Origin of the sequence: Maribacter sp. PR66 (genome assembly GCF_028464205.1) — a bacterium.
GTDB lineage: Bacteria > Bacteroidota > Bacteroidia > Flavobacteriales > Flavobacteriaceae > Maribacter > Maribacter flavus.
This window is the reverse complement of sequence record NZ_JAQPCH010000004.1, coordinates 191,088-214,097: the sequence shown is the minus strand read 5'-3', so window position 1 is coordinate 214,097 and position 23,010 is coordinate 191,088. Positions and strand designations below refer to the sequence as shown.

Below are 23,010 nucleotides of genomic sequence, written 5' to 3'. Positions count from 1 at the left end.
GACAAAAAACAATCTAGTTATTAAATTTGTAACTCATTAATATCATGTTTGTTATGAAGAAAAACTTTGTAGTGAAGACGGTATTAATCGCAGTAATTGCCGTTTTCTTCTCTTTTCATGTTTCGGGCCAGACCTTGTATGCCCTTAAGATCAATGGTAAAATACGTTCCGAAGCCGTGGACATCACTGCTAAATACCAGCCCCGTTTGGTTATGGGCATGGACCAAGCCCTTGAATTTCAAGGAACCGTGGCCAAATTCTTGGTGAAACGGAAGGCCATTGAAGAGGATGAAACCCTTTCTCCCAAGGCCAAATACGAGCTGTTAAAGCAGCTCTCCAGTAAGGAGACCATGGCCATGGCCGATGTGCTGGAATCCTATCGCTTTCAGGAATACATGCGCATCAAGCCCCAAATTCAGCCTATTTTGGAACCTACGAGGGAACAAGAGGATATTTGGGCCGCAACTTCTGAGGCGAATTAATTATCCTCGACAGTTATTGTATCCGGAAGAAACTAGGAAAGGTTTTAAAATTCCTTGATTCAAGGAACATATATCTTCATATCTTTTTTGGGCCAATATGCTCCACCAAGCCACTGATTATTGCAATTGACGCCTTTCTCTATATCGTTGCCAATAGCTACCTTTACCGCCATCTAAATAGATATATGGCCAAAATTCATTCTAAAACCTTACAGGATCTCGAGTTCCCCAAAGTTTTGCAACAGATTTCCATAAGATGTAACACTGCCCTGGGAAAAGAGGCGTCGTTAGAAATAGCACCTTTGGGCAATGCATCCCTTATGACGCATTCTTTGGGTATGACATCCGAGTATCTTTCTTCCATCGTAAGCGAGAACAGTATCCCAAATCATGGTTTTGATAGTATCAATGGTGAGTTGCGACTATTGAAAATTGAAAATACAACTTTGGAGCTTCAAGGTTTCAAGCGTATCGCCCATATTTGCGATACGGTGTTGGCACATCAGAAATTTTTCAAAAAATTCCAGGAGTACTATCCCCTGCTGCATGATTTTGCCTTGGAATTGGAACCCAATAAAGAGATTCCGGAACTTGTAAATGATGTTATAGACCGATTTGGCGAGATAAAGGACAATGCCTCCGAGGACCTATTACGCATCCGAAGACAGATGAACCAAGTTAGGGGAAAAATAAGTCAAAGTTTTGGCAATGCGCTAGCCACTTACCAATCTTCCGACTATCTGGATGAAATACGGGAGTCAGTAGTAGAGAACCGGCGCGTATTGGCCGTTAAGGCGATGTACCGTAAAAAGGTGCGCGGTGCGGTCATGGGGACCTCAAAAACGGGAAGTATCGTGTACATTGAACCCGAAGCCGCTTTAAAGTACAGTAGGGAACTCAACAATCTTGAGTTTGACGAAAAGGAGGAAATACAACGGATCTTGAATCGTTTGACAAGTCAAATCCGGCCATTTAGAGCTCTTTTAAGTGATTATCAGGATTATCTGACCCAAATAGATGTTACTGCGGCTAAAGCGAAGTACGCGCAGGATATCAATGCTCTCTTGCCTAAATTGAATGAAGCGCAGAGATTGTATCTACGGGATGCCTTCCACCCTCTTCTTTTTCTTAGTAATATGCGAAAGGGGGAGAAAACTTTTCCCCAAACCATCGAACTACATGCCGAGAATAGGATCATCGTGATTTCCGGACCCAATGCGGGCGGTAAAAGTATTACCCTAAAGACTATAGGACTATTGCAAGTAATGCTTCAGAGCGGACTTTTGATTCCTGTGCACGAACGAAGCGAGGTCTGCTTTTTCGATAAAATATTAACCGATATAGGAGATAATCAATCCATTGAAAATCATTTAAGTACGTACAGTTACCGACTCAAAAACATGAACCAGTTCTTAAAACGTTGCAATGAAAGCACCTTGTTCCTGATCGACGAGTTTGGAACAGGTAGTGACCCAGAACTGGGCGGTGCCTTGGCGGAAACCTTTTTGGAAGTGTTTTATGAACGGGGCTCTTACGGGGTCATTACCACCCATTATGCCAATTTGAAAGCATTGGCCAATGAACTGCCGCACGCAACCAATGCCAACATGCTTTTTGACAGTAAGACCCTAGAACCGACATTCCAGTTAATCTTGGGTCAGGCCGGAAGCTCCTTTACCTTTGAGGTGGCACAAAAAAATGGCATCCCCTACTCGCTTATCAACAAGGCCAAAAAGAAAATCGAGCGCGGGAAGGTCAGGTTTGATGCTACCATTGCCAAATTACAGAAGGAACGCAGTAAAATGGCGGAAACGGGCTCCAAGCTCAAAGAAGAAGAAGCCAAGGCCCGCGAGGAAGCGGAACGATTGGAAAAATTGAATGCCAAGATAAAGTCCAAATTGGAAAACTACCAGGAGCTGTACGACCATGACCAGCGTATGATCCAGTTGGGCAACAAAGTAAATATTGCTGCGGACAAATATTTCCAGAACAACAAAAAGAGACCCTTGATTTCCGAGTTACTGCGGATTGTGGAAACAGAAAATAGTAAGCGCAAGAAGAAATCGGCTGCGGAGGCCAAAAAGGAACGGGCCAAGCAGGCCAAGGTAGCGCAAGAAGTCCAAAAGGAGGTCAAGGTGATCCGGGAGAAAAAGAAGGTAGAAAAGAAAAAGGCCATCCAAAAGAAAAAAAGCAAACCCAGACCTGTTTTTAAAGTGGGCGATCGGGTACGAATGTTTGACGGAAAGGCCGTGGGCACCATAGATTCCCTGGAAAAAGGAAAGGCCATTGTCAATTATGGCATGTTTACCACGAACGTAAGTGTGGACCAGTTAGATTTGGTAGAAAAGTCGAAATAGAGATTGATTATCAGGTATATATATTAAATCGTATACGATTTAATTTGATTGAACACCCTGAAATTCTTTAAAAAACAGCCGACACCAAGTTGTTGAATCCCAACTTTGGGTGCCGACTGCATTTCTCAAAACATAAACGCTAATTACAACTAACGGATTGAATCGTATACTCGGTACAAATACCTAGAAATGTTTTGGAGCAATAGGCTTCATAACACTTTTCACTATTAATGTAATTTAGGTCGAATTCCCCCATGGTTTTCCAAACAAGGTCCCAGTATTGAAATTGTATATGCACATCATGTGCTCCATTTGGCGGGCTCAAGTTGAAGAAAATGTTCTTTTCATCCACTTTTTTCCAATCGGTTTCTTCCGTTGTTTGGGTTCCTCTTTTCTTATAGGAGAACCTAAAACGAACATCTACTCCAATAGTTTTTCTTAGCCTGGCATTCTTATGAACATACGCATATGTTTGGCATTCTTCCAATCTATAATCGGTATTGTACCCCATTTTGGCAATGCGATTATCTTTTAAATATTTAATGGTGTAGGCAATCGGTGCTCCTGGATTGTCCCTGCTGTAAAGGGCTCCTTCATTTATAACATAATTAAGACCTCCAGATGATGCTACGTCACTTCCGGTAATTACGCGTGAAGCCACTTCTGCATTTCCGCCAATGGTTACCACGTTGATAGTGGATTGTTCCAAAATCGATTTGTATTTAGCCTCAACATCTGCATTTACGTCTTTCCCTATACTGGCATACTCCAAGGCGGCATCAAGTTCTACGCTTGCTTCGGTACTTGTTGTTTCCATACGAACCATGATTATTCTTCCATATTGTACGGAACTGACATAGGCAGGAGGGGAATCGGAGTTCATAAGAGATTTAACTCTATTTAGGTCTACCGTACTACCAAATACATCTGCAGGCGAATCCGGGGTAACCATGGTTACTTCATAAAAGACCTGTCTGTAAAGTATGGCCGCTACTCTTTTTTGAGAGCTGCTATTGTAACTGAATTGCGATTCAAACGAGGAACCGCTTGCCCACTCTACACCTACTCCCAAGTCTAAACTCATCTGTTGGGACGTATACGCTGTCGTTGACTCGTAATAGGCGTTGGAGGCAATTTCATAACCTTGAGGAGCAATTTCACTATTCCAATATTCAAGGCCCTCATCCAACGCGGTTTGAACGGTCCCGTAATCTGGGTCATTTATTTCTAGGGTTCCCTTATCACCAATTCCAGGAAGGTCTAAGCGTAATTTCATACCGGCTCTTGCTATTTGCAGCGGTTGGGGGGCCCCGTCCAACATTTGATCATTACCAATAACCAATGCACCGGGATAAATAACCCCTAATGTTGGGTCAAAAATTGCAACATCTTCAAAATTTGAGCGAATATTATACTCATTGGTTTTGCATTCTGTAACATTCCCCAGACTGTTATTAGAGTTGTTGCTGACCACTCGGCTCTCTGATCCAGGTGTGCTTTGGACATTTAAAAGGGCATCTGGGTCATAAGAGAGTCTGGCGATATATGCATTAATACTATCGGCCTCTACACCACTGACACCTCCGTTTTTTTCCGGGCCATCAATGGTGTCTTTGCTGCAAGAACTGAGGGCAAATAAGAGAATGGCCAATGTTAAGGACATTCCGTTCATGTTTTTAAAATTGATTGTTTTCATAATTTTACGGTTTATTGGATTCAACACCTCAAAACTATCTTTCAATCAATGGCTTACCTAATTTTGTCCATGGACAAAGTATGGACAAGTGAAATCATATTGGCATAAATTGGGTATGGACATATTGTAAATTGATATTGACTTATTTTTTTTAGAAATCTGATAATCAATATTTTAAATAAATTTATAATTATCTTTTGACTTCGAATTCATGGACAAAGTATGGACAGGACTGAATTTGAGGTATTTAAGTTTAACTTGTAGTTTCTATATTGATATTTCTCATTTATAACTATGAACTGTATTAAAAATTTAGCGTTTTTTTTGATTTCTATTAATTCACTCCTGTTCTCGCAAGAACCTCTGGTAAAATCGGATAGTCTTGGTGAATTATTAAAGCTAAGTAAGAGTTACAAGGATAGTGTGGATATTTTGGCTCAAATGGTAGAACATCATATGTATAATGACTCAAGGGAATCCATTGCTCTAGCCAATTTAATATTAAGTATTAGTAAAAATAACAATTATGGAAATGGTCTTTCTGACGGACATTTTCTTAAGGCAAATGCTTATGGAGCATTGCAAATAATGGATAGTGCCATGCTGAACTATCAAGAGGCCATTAGGTTCTCAAAGCTTTTTGGCAGTAATAGAAATTTGGCCAGTGCTATGGCCAATATAAGTGTTATAGAAGGACAAAATGGCAATTATGTAAAAGCTATAAAGCTTATGGATACTGTCGCAAAAATGAACCTTGTAGAAAAGGATTATCTCAATTATGGAGTTACGCTCAATAATAGGGCCTACCATTTTTACGAACAAGGAGATTACGTAAACGCCATGAAAGGTTTTAAGGCGGCATTAAATATACTTGATACTATACCGAGGGATATTTTTCGCCAAGGAGATGTTTATAGAAATATCGCCAAACTCAATTATCAGGAAAAAGATTTTGAAGACGCACTTTCTTATTTAAATAAAGCCAATGATATTTATGAAAAAGTTGATGATTACCTATTTCAATCCTATGTTTGGTCGGATATTGGGAATGTCTACTTGGAACTTAAACGGTATGACAATGCTATTGAAAGTTATAAAAAAGGACTCACCATTTGCGAAGATTACGGTTTTAAGGAATCTAGATCTTTATCTTTAGGCAACTTGGCCATTGCACTTCGGGAACAGGGAAAACTTGAGGAGGCCCTGAATAGTTTTCATAAATCGACTAAAAACACTGAACATGATGAAAGTATGGCTAACAGAATTGTCCATGAATATCATGTGGGCTATACCCATGCCCTTCTTAAAAATAAGGATTCTGCTTTATTTCATCTTAACAGGGCTATTTCTTGGTCAGACTCTTTGGGCCAAGCCAATGAGCTTAAAAATGCGTTGGAATTTAGGTCAAAATCCTATGCGCTTTGGGGTATGGAAACGAATGCCTTAGAAGATTTACTTAAAATGAATTTTATAAAGGATAGCATCTTCAATACCAAGAAATCCAAGCAAATAGAACAACTACAAACTTTATATGAAACCGAAAAAAAAGAAGCGGAAATTGCCCTGCAAAAAGAAGAAATCAACACCTTAAATGAAAAGGCCAAAGTGGATACATTGACCAAAGGGCTCTATGCCGGTGGCATGTTCACCTTTGTGACCGTTTCAGGTTTGTTGTTCTTCGGATTCCGGCAACGTATAAAGAAAAACAAAATCGAAAGGGAAAAACAAGAGGCTATCTACCAACAGGAAATTGAGCACAAACAAAAGGAATTGGCGAGTCAGACCCTGCATTTGGTCCAAAAGAACACCTTTATCCAGGAGCTTATGGAAAACCTAGAGAACATCAAGAACTCTCCGGAGAAATTCAAGATGGAATTCCGGCGTATCGTAATGCTTCTAAAAAAAGAAAATGCATCGGACAAGGACTGGGAGGTCTTTAAGAGTTATTTTGCAGATGTTCACAATGACTTTGACCAAAAACTCAAGACCATCTATCCGGATATTTCCGAGAAGGAAATCCGCCTGGCGGCCTTTCTTCGCATGAACCTTACCACCAAGGAAATTGCGGCAACCCTCAACGTTTTACCGGATAGTATTTTAAAGTCCAAATACCGACTCAAAAAGAAACTGGGTTTGGATAAGGATACCGACTTGAACCAATTTTTAAACACGCTATGATGCGATATTTTGCAATTCTAATACTAACATTCTCTTTTGCATCGATAATTGCCCAAAACGGTAGCAAAATGAAATTGGATAGCTTGGCCTTCGAAGCTCAAATACTGCGTTATCAGGAATCAGTCGAAAATAATTTAGAAGAGGCTAAACTTATTGTCGATAGCCTAATGCTTAATGCAATTAAACAAAAGGAAATTTATTTTGAAGCCAAGGCATATCAACTATTTGGGCATTATTTCTATCTGAAATCGGACTTTCAAAATTCCATTGATAATTGCAAAAAAGCATTGAATCTATTGGAACAGCTAAAAATGGAGGATCCCATGCCCAATACACTCAATCAATTGGGAATTTCCCAGCGCTATTTGGGCCAATATGACGAGGCTTTGAAATCACATCAAATAGCAGCTCAACTTAATGAAAAAATAGAAGGAGACCCTATAGATTTGGCTAGAAGTTATTTGAACATGGGCAATCTGATGTTCGATGTAAAAAACTTGGAGGCTTCCAACAAGTACTACCAACAAAGCGAAGAAATATGTATAAAATATGGATTGAATGATTTTATCCCGAAATGTTGGGGAAACCTCGCAGCAAATTATCGCTACGAAGGGCACTATGAAAAAGCACTCGAGTACCACTACAAGAGTATAACACATTTTGAAAAAAATCCAAGTATTGCATTGACGAGGGAGTATAATAATATAGGAGCCGTTTTTGACGACATGGAGAATTTTGGAAAGGCCAAATCGTACTATTCCTTGGCACTGCAGCACTCAGAAAAATATGGGGAGCCACAATTAAAGGGATTGATTTTAAGGAATTTGGGCGAAATGGCTATGGTAGAAAAAAACTATAATCAAGCCGAAGAATACATGCAACAAGCAATGGTCATAGCCAACAGTACAGGGAATATAGAAAGACTTATTCGTAGTTATGGAAAAATGGCAGAAATTAAGGCGGCTACCAATAATTTCAAAAGTGCCTATGAGTATAGGACAAAGTACAACCAATTATATGACAGCCTTAAGGGGGTTGAGGTAACGGAAAGAATAAACAATCTTGAAATTAAGTATCAAACCGAAAAGAAAGAAGCAGAAATTGCACTTCAGCAAGAAGAAATAAAAACCCTCAGTCAAGAGGTAGAAATCAGTAATCTTAAAAAAGGTCTTTATGCCGGTGGCATGGCATCTGCCCTAACGGTCTCTGGACTTTTATTCTTTGGATTCAGGCAGCGAATCAAGAAAAACAAAATCGAAAGAGAAAAACAAGAAGCTATCTACCAACAGGAAATCGAGCACAAACAAAAGGAATTGGCCAGCCAGACCTTGCACTTGGTCCAGAAGAACACTTTTATCCAAGAACTCATGGAAAACCTGGAAAACATCAAAAACTCCCCGGAAAAGTTCAAAATGGAGTTTAGGCGCATCGTGATGCTATTGAAAAAGGAAAATGCATCGGACAAGGACTGGGAGGTCTTTAAAAGTTATTTTGCCGAAGTCCACAACGACTTCGACCAAAAACTAAAGACCATTTATCCGGATATATCTGAAAAGGAAATCCGCCTGGCCGCCTTTCTTCGCATGAACCTCACCACCAAGGAAATTGCGGCAACCCTAAACGTTTTACCGGATAGTATCCTCAAATCCAAGTACCGACTCAAAAAGAAACTGGGCCTGGACAAGGAAACAGATTTGAACCAATTCTTAAATACGTTATAAACCCTTAGGTCTAGTATTAAAGCTGCATTATCTTTGTGTTGTGGAAAAAGCAAAAAAAATTATTCTATTTGACGGGCTATGCAACGTCTGTAACGGTTTCGTCCAGTTCGTTATAAAACGGGATCACAAGGATGTTTTTCAGTTTACTTCCTTACAAAGCGATGTGGGCCAACGACTTCTAAAAGAACGAAAAATTGACACCACTAAAATTGATTCCGTTGTGCTGATCGAACCGGGAGTGGCTTTTTATATAAAATCCGATGCTGCACTGGAAGTAGGCAAGTCTTTAAAAGGATATAGGACAGTTTCTAAAATTTTTCAATTGATTCCCAGTAAAATACGTGATATCGTATACGATTTAATTGCAAAATATAGATACGCATGGTTCGGTAAAAGGGAAGACTGTATGGTTCCAAGTCCTGAAATCAGGGCCAAATTTCTCTAGTTATTTCGATTGGATTAACAACCATAGCTTACAAGTTACATTTTCTGGATTAAATATGGAAACTTGTAAACGTGGATGATAAAATTATAAAGACGGCACGCACAGGTTTTGTTGCAAAAGGAGTAGTTTATTTGATTACGGGTGTATTGGCCTTTTTGGCAGCCTTTAATCTAGGTGGCCAAAAAGCCGGTAAATTAGAGGTCATTGAATTTTTGGAAAAGCAACCTTTTGGGAAATTTATTTTGGTGGCACTTGGACTAGGACTTTGTTGCTATGCATTGTGGCGTTTTATTCAAAGTATCCAAGATCCTGAAAACATAGGGGATGATGGAAAAGGTACGATTAAACGCATAAGTTTCTTCATTAGTGGACTAATTTACATGGGGCTTGGATTTTTATCTTTGATAAACGCATTCTCACAAACCGGAAATAATGGAGGAAGTAAATCTTCCTTGATACCACCTGAATATTAGCAGTCCTTTTTTATTGTAGTAGGTTTTTGTTTGGCAGGAAAAAGTGTTTATCAATTTGTAAAGGCCTATAAGGGAACTTTTATTTCCAAATTCAATCTCAAAGCCATGTCGGAAACCACTAAAATAAAATTCATTAAAAATATGGGCTACGCCGGACTGTCGGCCCGGGGTATTTTAGTTGGGATCATAGCCTATTTCTTCATTACTGCCGGGCTTTCTGTGGGTAATACTTCTGGTGAAATGAAAGGCACTGAGAGCGCATTTTCCTTTTTGCAGCAAAATTCTTCTGGACCATGATTGATGGGCATTGTTGCTGCTGGACTTGCCTGTTATGGCGTTTATATGTTTACCATGGCCCGATATCGCTCCTTTAATTAGGTTAATTGTCGATTCGATATTTTAACTGAGCTGCGGTTAATCCTTTACGGTTTGGAGCCCCTTATTTAAGGTTGTTCAATATAAAATCCAAGGTTTTATTCTCATTTTTATTTGTTTGAAAGGCAAAATTGTCATAGCTATTGGGAACGGCTAAACCTATCTTTAAGGAATGTTCAATCAGTTCTTCCCAATCCAAGGAAACCTTACCAGATAACAATATGTCCATGGATTTTTGTTGCTGATATCGCTTATATATCTTGCGTAGTCCGCTCAGGTACAATCGGTCTTTAGTAAACCCTCCTCCCCTATGGGCCCTTAGCGTAATGGAAAAAGCCGTATCCCTATCAAGTTTGTACTGGGAATGAATCATGTCAAAGGTATCGGCAAAAGTGTAGCCTTTAATCAAACTATCGGATGCCAAAACTCGATGCGACAATTCTTTCAAACGCTTTAGTGTCAAGGCACCGCTCATATACTCACTGAAAACGGCTAGTCCTTCCTGCGTCTCCACGTTTTTGGGAAATCCATTGGAAAATATTTTTAGGGGTTGGTTCTGTGCATTGAAGGTGGTAACCATGTGAACACCGATTTCATGGTTGGCCAAGGTCAGTAGTTGATTCTTGCTGAATTTGGTATTTTTCTTAATCAATAATGTCTTGGTGGCATTGCTTACCATGGCATCGGCGGCAATGCTGGTGGAATATTTTATTTTTAGGGGGAAGTCATACCTACTTGCAAATTCTTCAAAATATTCCTTGGCCTCGAGAGGGGTAAATTTTCTTTCCATATCCGGACCCTGGGTTTCATCGGTAAAATGCAATATATACTTGGCATTTTCAACGTCCTTTTCTGTAGGGGATCCATATACCCTAAGGGAATTGTAATGAAATCTGTTCTTTTGGCCAATGGTCTGGATGCATTGAACCATGTTGGAATAGTAATAGATAATCTCCTGATAGGTCGTTCTCAATTTTTCGTCCTTAATACGTTCCAAACGTTGCGAAAAGAACAAACGGTGCAATTTATAAGGGTCAAACTTTAATTTGGGATAGCGAAACTCAGGATTTTGGGTATATTTTGAAGCAAAGAAAGCGTGCTTTTCCTTCTCGATGTTCAAGGGGTTTACATAGCTTAGGAGTTCTATGCTCCTTATCAACCGGTCAAGGTTTCCATCAATTTCGAAAACATATGGATACGTGTTCACCAAATTTTCCATGATAGGTTTTTGCTTCATTTTTGGCCGATTCAGGTAGATTATTAATTTTTTGTAAGCTATACGCCGTACGTGGAGAGCTATTGGCAATTAGAGTTGGTTTTTATGGTTTTCATTAACCCCTAACCACTAAAGGCTAACAGCCAACAGCTTTTGTGCTTGAACTTGATACTTGAATTTGTTACTTGAACTTGATCTATTCCTCCCTATTTCACCTCTTCATAGTGGTCGTCCCAATTTTTTACTTTTGGCTTTCCGAGTTTTCCCACGGATTTGGCCACCATCATCGCTACGGTAGCATCTCCCGTAACGTTTACAACGGTCCTGCACATGTCCAAGGGTCTGTCCACCGCAAATATCAATGCCAGACCAATGGCCAATTTATCCTGTGGGAATCCAATGGATTCCAGTACGATTACAAGCATTACCATTCCAGCGCCCGGTACGGCTGCTGAACCAATAGAAGCTAACAAAGCGGTCAAAACTATGGTCAACTGGTTCGCCAAGGTAAGGTCAAAGGCCAATGCCTGCGCAATGAAGACGGCCGCGACTCCTTGGTATAAGCTGGTCCCATCCATATTGATTGTTGCCCCCACGGGTAGGACGAAACTGGAGACTTCCTTGTCCACACCAATGTGCTCCTCTACCCGTTCCATAGTGACGGGCAAGGTGGCAGCACTGGAACTTGTAGAAAAAGCCAACAACTGCGCCGGGCTCATTTTACTTAGAAATGTTAAGGGATTGTACCGAGTGAACGAGGATACGATCAAGGAATAAAACAGAATCATTAATGCCAGCCCCAATACAACCACACCGGCATATTTCAAGAGAGCCAGCAATAGTTCCGGATCACTGGAAGAGACTACGACTCCGGCCAACAAAGCGAATACGGCATAGGGAGCCGTTAACATTATAAGGTCCACCATTTTCAACACAACATCGTTCAAAGAGTCAAAGAACTTTTTGAGCGGTTCGGCATCCTTTTCTCCGATCAATAACATAGAAATCCCCAAGAATATGGCAAAAAAGATTACCTGTAACATGAGACTGTTATCGGTCATAGCAGCGAGGGCGTTATCGGGGACCATATCTTCCAAAAATTTGAGCGGTCCCGCCCCTTTTTGTCTGGATGCCTCTTCCATCTTTGAAGTAACGCCGCTATCGCTGGCATAGGTGTCCGTCAATTTCGTAATGGTTTCTTCTGAAATACCCTCACCAGGCTGCATTATATTCACCAAAACCAACCCTATGGTTATGGCGACGACAGTTGTTGTAATGTAAATTAGAATGGTCCTTACGCCAATGTTCCTGAATTTTGAAATATCCTTTAGGTCTGAAATACCTTTAATTAGCGAGGCTAAAATAAGGGGGATTGCAATCAACTTCAAAAGTTTGACGAAAATGGTGCCAAAAGGCTGTATCCAGTCCCCTACAAAGTCCTTTCCCCAGGTGACTTGGGTCATTAAGAAACCAAAAAGAATGCCCAAGAGCATTCCTATCAATATTTGCCAGTGCAATTCCAGTTTACGCATACGTTAGTCTTTTGGCTCAAGATACCAAATAGAAAGCAGACACGCCACTCCCCCATAGATTAAATTTTATTCACCCTGGAAAGGAGCATATAATCCGCCAGAACCAATGCTGTCATTGCCTCCACAATAGGAACTGCCCTAGGGACAACGCAAGGGTCGTGCCTTCCTTTTCCCTGGGTTTGCACAAGGTTCCCTTCCTTGTCTATGGTCTCATACCCTTGGATCACCGTTGCAACGGGTTTGAAGGCTACATTGAAGTAGATGTCCATACCGTTGCTGATACCTCCTTGAACTCCCCCACTATGGTTGGTCTTTGTGGAACCATCCGTGTTGAAGGGATCGTTGTGCTCGCTGCCTTTCATGGTCACTCCTTCAAAACCGCTACCATATTCAAAACCCTTTACCGCGTTGATGGAAAGCATGGCCTTTCCCAGTTCCGCATGTAATTTGTCGAAAACAGGTTCTCCCAGCCCAACCGGTACATTCTTGGCCACACAGGTTATCACGCCGCCAATGGTATCCCCGTCTTTTTTGATGGCTTTAATATATTCCTCCATTTTTACGGCCATCTCTTGATCCGGACACCGAACGATATTGTCTTCTGCTGTCTTAAGGTCCAGTTCCAAATAGCTTTTTTCCATTTTCAGGGTGCCTACTTGTGATACAAAGGCGTTGATTTCGATACCCATTAAAAACTGTTTGGCTATGGCTCCGGCCACTACCCTACTAGCGGTTTCCCGGGCTGAGCTCCTTCCACCGCCCCTATAGTCCCTAAAGCCATATTTTTGGTCGTAGACATAGTCTGCATGGGAAGGCCGGTAGGAATCCTTTATATGGCCGTAATCCTTGGATTTCTGGTTGGTATTGTGAATGGCGAATCCAATAGGTGTCCCTGTTGTCCTTCCTTCGAAAATCCCAGAGTAAATCTCAACTTCGTCCGGTTCCTTGCGTTGTGTTACAATGGCGGACTGTCCCGGTTTACGCCTGTCCAGGTCTTTTTGTATCAATTCCAGATCCAATGGGATGCCCGCTGGACAACCATCCAAAACCCCGCCGATGGCCCTGCCATGCGATTCGCCAAATGTCGTTACCCTAAATATATTTCCAAAGGAATTACCCGCCATAATCGTTTTTAATAAAAGATACCTACAAATGTAAACTTTAATAGCCTTATGGAAAATTATCCAGTTCTCTTAAACTTAAATTAACCTATTCATTTGGCCGGTAATGATAATTTAACGGTATCCTTATCAATTGATGATATGGCAGTTAACCGTTGCATATACCATTAGGTTTAATTTTGTGAATATTTTAGGGATGAACCCTAATAGAGGGTTTTCTTGTAGAGACAAAATACCCCAATAAAACGAAATGGTTAACTATTTGATGTTTAAGTAGGTGAAAAAGCGAAAGTTGGAAATTGCCGTTATCTCCGATGTTCATTTAGGCACGTATGACACGTACGCCGATGAACTTCTGGCATACCTGTGCAGTATACAGCCTAAAATCCTCATTCTTAATGGTGATATTGTGGATATTTGGCAATTTAAGAAAAGCTACTTTCCAACGTCCCACTTAAACGTCATCAAGAAAATAGTTTCCATGGCCTCAAAGGGTACCGAAGTACACTATATCATGGGAAACCACGATGAGGCACCCAAAACCTTGGCAAATATTTCCTTGGGAAACATTCAGTTTTCCCGTAAGTTGGTTTTGACCTTACATGGAAAGAAAATGTGGTTCTTTCATGGCGATGTTTTTGATATACCCTGGATAAATGGCAGATGGGTGGCCCAATTTGGTAGCCTGGGTTTCGGTTTTTTGATCACTGTCAACAAATTGAACAATTGGATCCTAAAAAGACTTCGGAAGGAAAAGTACTCACTGTCCAAAAAAATCAAAAAGGACGAAAAAAAATCCGAAAGGTATATTTCTAATTTTGAGGAGACCGTAATCGACGTAGCCATTCAAAACCGATACGATTATGTCATTTGCGGTCATATCCATAAACCCAAAAAGGAAAATATTGAAAAACGTGGTGGTAGGGTCACCTATCTGAACTCCGGGGATTGGGTGGAAAATCTAACTGCCTTGGAATATTCCTTGAAACGCTGGAAAATGTACCATTATAAAAACGATAAGCTATCGCCTTTCTTTATGGACGAAGCCCTTAAGGAAATGAACCTCAATCAACTCATCGCTTCCATAGAACTCAAGGAAGAACAAAAAAGGATGCTTCCTCCTGGGGCATAATTATTTCAGTGCCTTTGCCAATATGCTTACCGGATGTTGGGCGATTCGTTTGGTGCCATCAAATATTTGATGTCTACAACTGGTACCGTTAGCAGCAATGATAGTCTCCGGTGATGCGTTGTTGACCGCGGGGAACAATTTTAATCCGCCTACGTTCATACTGGTTTCGTAGTGTTCCCTCTCATAACCAAAAGATCCCGCCATCCCACAACAACCTGAAGAAATGATGGTAACCTTATAGTTTTTGGGCAAGTTGAGAATGTCAAAGGTTACTTTTTGATTGCTCAATGCCTTTTGGTGGCAATGGTTGTGGATTTTTATGTCTGCCGATACTTCCGTAAAAAACGAGGCATCTATTTTGCCTTCTTGAATCTCCTTGGCTAGAAACTCTTCGATTAGGAAACAATTATTTGCTATCGACTCCGAAGCCTCTTTATTTGCCAAAAGCCTTTTATACTCATCCCTAAAAGATAATACAGCAGAGGGTTCCAGGCCAAGAACCGGCCTTCCTTTTTTGGCAAAGTCAACCAACTTCCTTGAATTCTTTTCCGCCAATTTTTTTGCTTGTTTTAAAAACCCTTTGGACAGGAAGGTCCGGCCACTTTCTGCATAAAAGAGTTCCACCTCATATCCTAAACCTACCAATAGTGCAATGGCGTCCTTCCCTACTTCAATATCCAGATAATTCGTGAATTCATCAATATAGAGGACAACTTTCTGTTTTTTTATACCTTTTTGATTACTAATATTTTGAAGGTGTTTATCGAAATTAAAACTATACACTTTTGGTAATTCTCTTTCCAGTGCTACGCCCGATGCTTTTTTTAAGATTTTTCCTAAAAACTTGGACCCATAAACGGCATTGGTCAAACCGGGAACCTTGCTCCCAATTTTGTTCAATTGGGTATTGTAGGCGAATAATTTTCCGCGTAAGGGGTATCCATTGGATTCCTGATATTGGTAAAGAAATTCGGCTTTCAAAGTAGCGACATCTACATTGCTTGGGCATTCGCTGGCACATGCCTTGCAGCTCAAACACAGGTCAAAGACCTCTTTGAGCTCCTGGCTGTCAAAACCATTGGTCTTTTTAGGGTTCGTTAAAAATTCCCGTAAGGCGTTCGCCCTTCCCCGGGTTGTGTCCTTTTCATTTTTGGTAACGTGATAGCTGGGGCACATGGCGCCATTCATCAGATGGGTCTTTCTGCAATCCCCACTGCCGTTGCATTTTTCGGCAGCCTTTAGGATTCCCTCACTGTCCGAAAAGTCCATTAAGGTCTCTATTTCCGGTTCGTTACGGTCAATCTCATAGCGGAAGGATTCATCCATGGGATAGGCATCTACAATTTTCCCCGGATTGAAAATATTATGGGGGTCGAAATAGGACTTGATCCGCTTGAGCAGTTCGTAGTTCCTTTCCCCGATCATTAAGGGCAAAAACTCAGCGCGGACAATGCCATCACCGTGTTCCCCGCTGAACGAACCTTTGTATTTCTTGGTGAGTTTCGCCACGTCCGTGGTAATTTGGCGGAATAGGGTAACGTCTCCCCGTTTCTTAAGGTTAAGAATCGGTCTTAAATGAAGTTCGCCCGCTCCCGCGTGGGCATAGTACACCGCACTTTGCCCGTACCCCTTCATGATTTGGGTGAATTCACCGATAAAATCCTTTAAATCTTCTACGGCAACCGCGGTATCCTCGATACAGGCAACCGCTTTCATATCCCCCACGATATTTCCCAACAGCCCAAGGCCCGCCTTTCGCAACTCTATGGCCTTGTTGATATTTTCACCGAAAAGAACAGGGCTGGCATAGCTTAAGCCCGATTTTTCAATGGTCGCCATCAGTTTTTTGACTTCCGTTTCCAAGGCATGCTCATCATCGGCACTTACCTGCAACATCAACAGCGCGGCTGGGTCGCCCTCTACAAAGAACCTATTCGCCAATTGCGAACGATTGTTTTTGGTGCAATCCAGGATTACCTTGTCCATCATTTCACAAAGCTGAAGGGAATGTTCCATGACGGGAACAACATCCATAAGGCAATCCTCCAAAGTGTGGTAATGCGTCACGACCATGGCCGATAATTTTGGTGGCAGGTCATCCAATTGGAGGGTGATTTCGGTAGTAAACGCCAAGGTGCCCTCACTTCCACATAGTAATTCTCCCAAGTTTAACGTTGGAATTTCTCCTCCAAAGATTTCGTATTTCAAAAGTTCGTCAACCGCATATCCTGTATTTCTTCGATGGATGGACGGCTTGGGAAACTCTTTGATTATTTCAGTTTTTACATCCTTATTAACCAGTTCTTTGGATATTTTCTTGTAAATAGAAGCTTCAAGTGAATTTGATGATTCGATTTTGGCCAATTCAGAGGCTGTCCTTGCTTTGAATTCGGCCTCACTACCGTCGGACAAAATGGTTTTTAGCGAAACTATTTTGTCCCTTGTTACCCCATATTGAATGGATGTGGTACCGGACGAATTGTTGCCTACCATGCCCCCGATCATACATCGGTTCGAAGTAGACGTGTTGGGACCAAAAAAAAGACCGAACGGTTTTAAATATAGGTTCAGTTCGTCGCGGATCACCCCGGGCTGTACCGTTACCTGTTTTTTCTCGGTATCTAAATGTATTATTTCCGTGAAATATCGGGACACGTCCACCACAATACCGTCACCAACACATTGTCCTGCAAGGGAAGTCCCTGCCGTTCTTGGGATTAGTCCAACCTTATGCTCCTTTGCAAAGCCTATCAATTTTTTTAAATCTTCCTTGGACTTAGGGAATGCCACTGCCAAGGGAATCTTACGGTAAACCGAAGCATCCGTGGCATATAGTGACTTGTACAGGTCGTCTATCTGAAGTTCTCCTTCTAATTCTAGTTGTAAATGGGACAATAATATATTCAAGGTAGCACAATTTTGACCGCTAAATTAAGTTTTATTGTCTGAGCAACATATACAACAATGTTGCTTTTTGTTATTAATCAAAAATCTAGAATACATGAAAGTTTTAAAAATTTTATCCTTTTTCTTGTTAGTAGGAACGGTTTCAGTAAACGCCCAGGAAATTTCTGATCATGCCCTTGGTTTGCGTTTGGGCGATAGCGACGGTTTTGGAGCGGAAATTTCCTATCAAAAATCAATTGGTAGAAGCAACAGGGCCGAGTTTGACCTTGGCTGGAGGGACAGTAGGAACTACGATGCATTTAAATTAGCCGCGCTTTATCAGTGGGTACGACCCATTGAGGGAGGATTTAACTGGTACTATGGTGTAGGTGGCGGTTTGGGAAGTGTTGATTTTCCAAATATTCCAGGGGTAGACGATGAAGGCGGACTATTTATTTTTGCAGCTGGAGACATTGGGGTGGAATACAAATTTGACATTCCATTGCTCTTATCATTGGATTTTAGACCGGAAATTGGTGTATTAGGCTATGACGGTTTCTCCGATAATTTTGACTTTGACATCGGACTTGGTGTACGGTATACATTTTAATAACTCACTTCCTAAGAAAAATAAAAGGCCCTTCAAGATATTTTTGAAGGGCCTTTTTTTATCCTATGGGATAATAGTACATTTGTTTTTTACTAAAAATAGGATATGAGAAGTTTAATGTTGTTTTCGCTATGTGCCATGGCACTAAGCAGTTGTAACCAATCAAAGGATGGCTATACCATCAATGGTTCCTTACGGGGAGATTTGGAAGATGGTACGCAGGTTTTCCTCAAGACGATTGGTGAGGGCAATCAGCCCATAGAAGTGGATACCACCACCATTTCCCAAGGAAAATTCGAATTCTCCGGAGTGGCAGAAAAACCAGAGTTATATTACATATTCGTGGATAAGGCCCAAGGATATACCGCCGTAATTCTTGAAAATGGCGATATCGATTTTGAGGCTTCCATCGACAGCCTTGGCTTTGCGGATATTGGAGGTACGCCCCAAAATGATTTTTTTGCAAATTACATGGAGGAATCCCGAAAAATTTCATTGCAGGCGAAATCCATTCAGGAGGATTTACAGCGTGCAACAACCTCAGGTGGCTCGCCCGAGAATATTGCGGCCCTACGTGACGAAATGCAGGAACTTACCGAAGAATACCAAGGTTTTGAGACGAAATTTGTTTCGGAGAATCCCAATGCCTTGATTTCCGCATTGCTTTTGGAGCGGTCCATAAGTACAAAGACCATTGAATCATCCAAAGCACAGGAACTATATGATACTTTTTCGGCTGAAATCAAGGATTCCAAACCGGGACAACGAATTTTGGATTTGTTGGAACGGCTTAAAGCATCCGAAGAAGCCGATAAGAATACCTCCATTGGTGCAACGGCACCCAATTTTTCAGGTCCAAATCCCAATGGGGAAACCTTGGAGCTCAAAAAATTATTGGGAAAGGCGACTTTGGTGGATTTTTGGGCCGCTTGGTGCCGACCTTGCAGGGCCGAAAACCCGAACATTGTTTCCGTGTATAAAAAATACCATGATAAAGGACTGAACATTGTAGGCGTTTCTTTGGATAGAACCGCAGATGCTTGGAAAAAAGCCATTGAGGACGACGGACTGGAATGGAACCATATTTCCAACATCGCTTATTTTGACGACGCAATAGCCAAACTCTATAATGTAGATGCGATACCTGCCGCATTCCTATTGGATGAAAATGGGGTCATCGTGGCCAAGAACTTACGAGGTCCAGCCCTGGAAGAAAAGGTTGCGGAACTCCTCAATTAAACGAAGGATTCATGAATAAAAAAGGCCAAGCTTTTACACTTGGCCTTTTTTATTTTATGCAGGTTTCGGTTAGAACTTGTCCCTTACGTCTAAAAATGTACCTGTTACCGTTGTATCTCCCGTTCTAGTAACGGAACCAAAAATATTGACGGCATTATTTTCCCCGATGAATTCCACGGAAGCACCATCTTCCAGGATTAAATCCCCATAAATGGTCAGGTTACCCTCTATTCTAAGAGTAGCACCTGATTTAACGGTGACATCTCCCCTTCTGGAATTTCGCGCCACGGCAAAATGTCCGTTCATTTCAAATAGCGCATTTTCGTGTATCACGACTTGATTTCTTACGGTCCAGGAGCCACAAAGTAAAAGTTCACCATAAACATCAAAATCAAAAAAGCGTTTTGAACCTCTGTAACTTTGAGTAGATCCTGAATCTACGTTCAAGTTAGAACTACCGCTGTAGCCACTTAAGTTGGAGCATCTGGCCACCAAACTTTCATCAGGTCTGTTCAATTTAATAATTTGCAAGCCTTCCAAACCAGAAGCGGCGAAAATATAATCGTCTTTGGAGGCCACAAAGTTGATGGAGCCCTCCAATTGGATGATACCCACCAAACTGGTATCGGCATTTTCCTTGTCTTCGGATAGACAAAGTCCGGCACCTCCGTTTGCCATTAACAATACATTGTCATTCGTTGCCACGGCATTGGTAACAACATCGGCAGCGTCAACGGTTTCGGGGTTCAATAAAATAGGAATATATTCCACAAAGTCACCCGTACTTCCATTATAGACCCCGGCGCCTTTGGAGCCTTCCGAAACAATAACGTTGGGGCCATAAAAATCCAATGTTCTCTTCGTGTTTTCCCCAAAATCGGAATCAATAGCGATGTCCTTTATGGTATTCAGGCTTTGATCCAAAATAGAAACGCCTGCACTGGCATCCAATACGGCAACGTTGGATTCATTGGCCGCAACGGCCCTTAAATCTGCATAAGGAGCTTCAACAACCGTGCTTAAATCGGATTTATTATACACTCTTACAAAACCTTGCTGACCACTTGTGACTATCACTTTATCAGAAACGACTTCCACATCCGTGGCATTGTAACCATCCTGAAAACCATAGGTTATTCCGGCATCCAGGTCAAATCGTCCGTCAGGGGCATATATTTTGGCCACAAAGGAATTGGCGGTTGCGGTAACTGAAAGCTCGGAATCAACTCCCCCTGCCAAATAAACATAACCATTATCATGTGCAATGGCATTGATGTCTGCATTGGTATAATACAGTCTTGAGGACACCTTTGGATTTCTAGGGTTTTTCACATTTATAATATCCACGGCACCGACAAAACTGGCATCTACCGTATTGTAGGAAACATAGGCATAGTCCCCTTCCACTGCCACGTGGGACGCAGTCAGGTTCTCACCGCCTTGAAATGACGGTACATCTACCTGGGCCACCAAGGTCAACGGATAATCCCCTGCAGGTTGTGCCTTTGCGCTGGAAGCGTATTTTCCTGTTATAGTAGCTTCGTCCAAGATGTCAAGCACACCGGCTTTATCATATAAAACACTATTTTCCAAAAGTGTTTCATTGGACTCCAATCTCAGGTTGTCCTTGTTGTTTGGATCTTCATACACGGTGGTTTCGTCACTACAGGAAAAGAGCACTGCACCTATAGTGGCAATCAAAATGGGGAATCTTCTTATCATTGGTAAAAGATTTGGTTTTTATTCAGTCCATTAACAACGAACCGACCCCGTATTCCTTATGATTTCGTAGTCTTTTTCGATAAAATACAAGAAAAAAACTATAAAAAGTAAAAATCTGTAAGAATAGTATTACTTAATTGAGTTTTCCCAGTTTGGCCAGTACAAAAAGCAGTATGATGGGTATAGCCAATAAGATGACCATCAACGTATCCGTAGCCAAAAGATTTGGCATAAAAATTAGGGTGATCAAGTAGCCACCTACCGCTCCACCAAAGTGTGCGGTATGGCCAATATTGCCCAGACGACTTTTCATACCGTAAATGGAATACAATAAATAGCCAATTCCAAGGACATAGGCAGGAATTGGAATGGGAATGAACATAAGGTATAGACTATCATTTGGTTGTAAGAGTATGGCCGAATATAAAATTCCCGTAACCGCACCGCTGGCACCTACGGCACTGTAATAGGTTTCGTCCCTATGAAAGAACAGGGCCAGGAGACTCCCTGCTAGAAGGCTTATAAAGTAGATAATAATGAATTTTCCCTGCCCGAACCAGCTAATGACCACATCAGCAAAAAAGTATAGGGTGAACATATTGAAGAAGAGGTGGGCCACATCTACATGTAGAAACCCGGAGGTAAGCATCCGTTCCTTTTGGCCACTTCTAATGGCACCAATGCTAAATTTATATCGGTCAAAAAAATACGTATCGTTAAAACCTTTCAGGGAAACCATAATATTTGCTGCAATTACGGCTATAGTGGCGATGTCCAAGTTGTACATATAAATCCAATATTTATGCTTTCAAATATAGCTATATTTGCCCAGTATGAAAGATGCCATGCAACTACTGGTTTTTATTTTGACCTATCCTTTTTTGTGGATTATTTCCATTTTGCCGTACCCACTTTTTTATGGTTTTTCCAATTTTGCCTTCTTTTTGGTGTACAGGGTCATTGGGTACCGACGCAAGGTCGTTCAGGAAAACTTGAATTTGGTTTTTCCCGAGAAGAGCCCAAAGGAAATCCATAGGATAGAAAAGGAGTTTTACCGGCATATGTGCGACATGTTCCTGGAAATGATAAAGTCCATGAATTTGAGTAAGGAACAGATCAAAAAGAAATACAAGGTACTTAACATTGAAGTGATCAATGAAATTGAAAAAAAACGAAGTATCCTGGTAGTCTGCTCACATTATGCCAATTGGGAATGGAACGTTAGCATGAACAACTATATAAAGGCCAAAGGATATGCCGTCTACCAAAAAATAGGGAACAAGTATTTTGATCGTTTCATTAAAAAAGTGCGGGGGCGTTGGAACACGACCTTGATTACCCAACAACAAACGGTCAAAACCGTAGTTAGGGATAAGCGGGACGGCATCATTGGTATTTTTGGAATGGTTAGCGACCAATCCCCACAGGCCCACAGGGCACAATATTGGTCCAAATTTATGGGTATCAAGGTGCCTATTTTCAATGGTGCGGAGACCATGGCTCGTAAAATGGGACTGGCGGTCGTTTTCCTAAAGGTCAGCAAGGTCAAACGTGGCTATTATCAGGCCGAATTTATCCCCATTACCGAAAACGGTAAGAATACCGAGGAAAACGAAATTACCGAAGCCTTCCTTAGATTGACGGAACAGCAAATAAGGGAACGACCGGAACATTATTTATGGACCCATAAAAGATGGAAGCACAGGGGCAAAACGCCCGCCTCATTTGCCAAGGTATCTTAACTACCTTCACTTCCCAGGATACAACCAGCTACCTTTCAGTATTTTAAATTCTAATATTTATTGATATTTTAGTTGAAATGCTA

Annotated in this window: 18 protein-coding genes; 11 read left to right on the top strand and 7 right to left on the bottom strand. The window is 41.3% G+C overall.

The features are described from left to right. Positions 1-53: 53 nt before the first annotated feature. Positions 54-482: a hypothetical protein gene (locus tag PP181_RS09870; protein WP_272636956.1), complete on the top strand. Its 429-nt coding sequence runs from the start codon at positions 54-56 to the stop codon at positions 480-482. A gap of 185 nt (positions 483-667) precedes the next feature. Continuing rightward, on the top strand, positions 668-2,839 hold the full coding sequence (locus PP181_RS09865) for an endonuclease MutS2 (protein WP_272636955.1): 2,172 nt from the start codon (positions 668-670) through the stop codon (positions 2,837-2,839). 139 nt (positions 2,840-2,978) lie between these two features. Here PP181_RS09865 and PP181_RS09860 read toward each other — a convergent pair whose 3' ends face one another. Further along, positions 2,979-4,535, bottom strand: a complete 1,557-nt coding sequence (locus PP181_RS09860; protein ID WP_272636954.1) for a thiol-activated cytolysin family protein — start codon at positions 4,533-4,535, stop codon at positions 2,979-2,981. Between the two features lie 324 nt (positions 4,536-4,859). On the opposite strand from PP181_RS09860, the gene PP181_RS09855 reads away from it, so the two are divergent. The 5 genes from PP181_RS09855 (at position 4,860) to PP181_RS09835 (ending at position 9,649) form a co-directional block, all read left to right on the top strand. Continuing rightward, positions 4,860-6,713: a tetratricopeptide repeat protein gene (locus tag PP181_RS09855; protein WP_272636953.1), complete on the top strand. Its 1,854-nt coding sequence runs from the start codon at positions 4,860-4,862 to the stop codon at positions 6,711-6,713. Positions 6,714-6,781: 68 nt separating this feature from the next. After that, positions 6,782-8,434 carry a tetratricopeptide repeat protein gene (locus PP181_RS09850; RefSeq protein WP_272636952.1) on the top strand — a complete coding sequence of 551 codons (1,653 nt, stop codon included), beginning with the start codon at positions 6,782-6,784 and terminating at the stop codon, positions 8,432-8,434. A 40-nt stretch (positions 8,435-8,474) separates the two neighbouring features. Further along, entirely contained in the window at positions 8,475-8,879 is a 405-nt protein-coding gene (locus PP181_RS09845) for a thiol-disulfide oxidoreductase DCC family protein (RefSeq protein WP_246160890.1), read from the top strand. A 71-nt stretch (positions 8,880-8,950) separates the two neighbouring features. Next, the gene (locus tag PP181_RS09840; RefSeq protein ID WP_272636951.1) at positions 8,951-9,352 is read left to right on the top strand and encodes a DUF1206 domain-containing protein; all 402 of its coding nucleotides are present in this window, start codon (positions 8,951-8,953) and stop codon (positions 9,350-9,352) included. A 30-nt stretch (positions 9,353-9,382) separates the two neighbouring features. Then, positions 9,383-9,649, top strand: a complete 267-nt coding sequence (locus PP181_RS09835) for a hypothetical protein (RefSeq protein WP_272636950.1) — start codon at positions 9,383-9,385, stop codon at positions 9,647-9,649. Positions 9,650-9,791: 142 nt separating this feature from the next. On the opposite strand, the gene PP181_RS09830 is transcribed toward PP181_RS09835, so the two are convergent. The 3 genes from PP181_RS09830 to aroC all read right to left on the bottom strand — a co-directional run bounded on the left by PP181_RS09830 (position 9,792) and on the right by aroC (position 13,599). After that, a complete protein-coding gene (locus PP181_RS09830) occupies positions 9,792-10,964 on the bottom strand; it encodes a flavohemoglobin expression-modulating QEGLA motif protein (RefSeq protein WP_272636949.1) in 1,173 nt (390 codons plus the stop codon). A gap of 185 nt (positions 10,965-11,149) precedes the next feature. Beyond that, entirely contained in the window at positions 11,150-12,475 is a 1,326-nt protein-coding gene (locus tag PP181_RS09825; RefSeq protein WP_138258215.1) for a dicarboxylate/amino acid:cation symporter, read from the bottom strand. A gap of 59 nt (positions 12,476-12,534) precedes the next feature. Continuing rightward, on the bottom strand, positions 12,535-13,599 hold the full coding sequence (aroC, locus tag PP181_RS09820) for a chorismate synthase (RefSeq protein WP_272636948.1): 1,065 nt from the start codon (positions 13,597-13,599) through the stop codon (positions 12,535-12,537). Positions 13,600-13,873: 274 nt separating this feature from the next. Here aroC and PP181_RS09815 point away from each other — a divergent pair, with 274 nt between their 5' ends. Continuing rightward, positions 13,874-14,728, top strand: coding sequence for a UDP-2,3-diacylglucosamine diphosphatase (locus PP181_RS09815; protein ID WP_272636947.1), 855 nt, complete (start codon positions 13,874-13,876; stop codon positions 14,726-14,728). On the opposite strand, the gene PP181_RS09810 is transcribed toward PP181_RS09815, so the two are convergent. Continuing rightward, positions 14,729-17,635, bottom strand: a complete 2,907-nt coding sequence (locus PP181_RS09810) for an FAD-binding and (Fe-S)-binding domain-containing protein (RefSeq protein ID WP_272636946.1) — start codon at positions 17,633-17,635, stop codon at positions 14,729-14,731. 94 nt (positions 17,636-17,729) lie between these two features. On the opposite strand from PP181_RS09810, the gene PP181_RS09805 reads away from it, so the two are divergent. Continuing rightward, positions 17,730-18,224 (top strand): hypothetical protein, encoded by a 495-nt coding sequence (locus PP181_RS09805; protein ID WP_138258211.1) that lies wholly within the window; start codon positions 17,730-17,732, stop codon positions 18,222-18,224. Positions 18,225-18,329: 105 nt separating this feature from the next. Continuing rightward, entirely contained in the window at positions 18,330-19,463 is a 1,134-nt protein-coding gene (locus tag PP181_RS09800) for a TlpA disulfide reductase family protein (protein WP_272636945.1), read from the top strand. Between the two features lie 69 nt (positions 19,464-19,532). Here PP181_RS09800 and PP181_RS09795 read toward each other — a convergent pair whose 3' ends face one another. Next, the gene (locus tag PP181_RS09795; protein WP_272636944.1) at positions 19,533-21,185 is read right to left on the bottom strand and encodes a hypothetical protein; all 1,653 of its coding nucleotides are present in this window, start codon (positions 21,183-21,185) and stop codon (positions 19,533-19,535) included. Positions 21,186-21,318: 133 nt separating this feature from the next. Then, positions 21,319-21,972, bottom strand: a complete 654-nt coding sequence (locus tag PP181_RS09790) for a rhomboid family intramembrane serine protease (protein ID WP_154919310.1) — start codon at positions 21,970-21,972, stop codon at positions 21,319-21,321. Positions 21,973-22,018: 46 nt separating this feature from the next. On the opposite strand from PP181_RS09790, the gene PP181_RS09785 reads away from it, so the two are divergent. Next, a complete protein-coding gene (locus PP181_RS09785) occupies positions 22,019-22,927 on the top strand; it encodes a lysophospholipid acyltransferase family protein (protein ID WP_330072477.1) in 909 nt (302 codons plus the stop codon). The last annotated feature ends 83 nt before the right edge of the window (positions 22,928-23,010 follow it).

Bases quoted from the DNA above. Each gene is read 5' to 3' on its own strand.
- PP181_RS09870 (WP_272636956.1), top strand. From the start codon at position 54: ATGAAGAAAAACTTTGTAGTGAAGACGGTATTAATCGCAGTAATTGCC.
- PP181_RS09865 (WP_272636955.1), top strand. From the start codon at position 668: ATGGCCAAAATTCATTCTAAAACCTTACAGGATCTCGAGTTCCCCAAA.
- PP181_RS09860 (WP_272636954.1), bottom strand. From the start codon at position 4,535: ATGAAAACAATCAATTTTAAAAACATGAACGGAATGTCCTTAACATTG.
- PP181_RS09850 (WP_272636952.1), top strand. From the start codon at position 6,782: ATGAAATTGGATAGCTTGGCCTTCGAAGCTCAAATACTGCGTTATCAG.
- PP181_RS09830 (WP_272636949.1), bottom strand. From the start codon at position 10,964: ATGAAGCAAAAACCTATCATGGAAAATTTGGTGAACACGTATCCATAT.
- PP181_RS09825 (WP_138258215.1), bottom strand. From the start codon at position 12,475: ATGCGTAAACTGGAATTGCACTGGCAAATATTGATAGGAATGCTCTTG.
- aroC (WP_272636948.1), bottom strand. From the start codon at position 13,599: ATGGCGGGTAATTCCTTTGGAAATATATTTAGGGTAACGACATTTGGC.
- PP181_RS09805 (WP_138258211.1), top strand. From the start codon at position 17,730: ATGAAAGTTTTAAAAATTTTATCCTTTTTCTTGTTAGTAGGAACGGTT.
- PP181_RS09800 (WP_272636945.1), top strand. From the start codon at position 18,330: ATGAGAAGTTTAATGTTGTTTTCGCTATGTGCCATGGCACTAAGCAGT.
- PP181_RS09795 (WP_272636944.1), bottom strand. From the start codon at position 21,185: ATGATAAGAAGATTCCCCATTTTGATTGCCACTATAGGTGCAGTGCTC.
- PP181_RS09790 (WP_154919310.1), bottom strand. From the start codon at position 21,972: ATGTACAACTTGGACATCGCCACTATAGCCGTAATTGCAGCAAATATT.
- PP181_RS09785 (WP_330072477.1), top strand. From the start codon at position 22,019: ATGAAAGATGCCATGCAACTACTGGTTTTTATTTTGACCTATCCTTTT.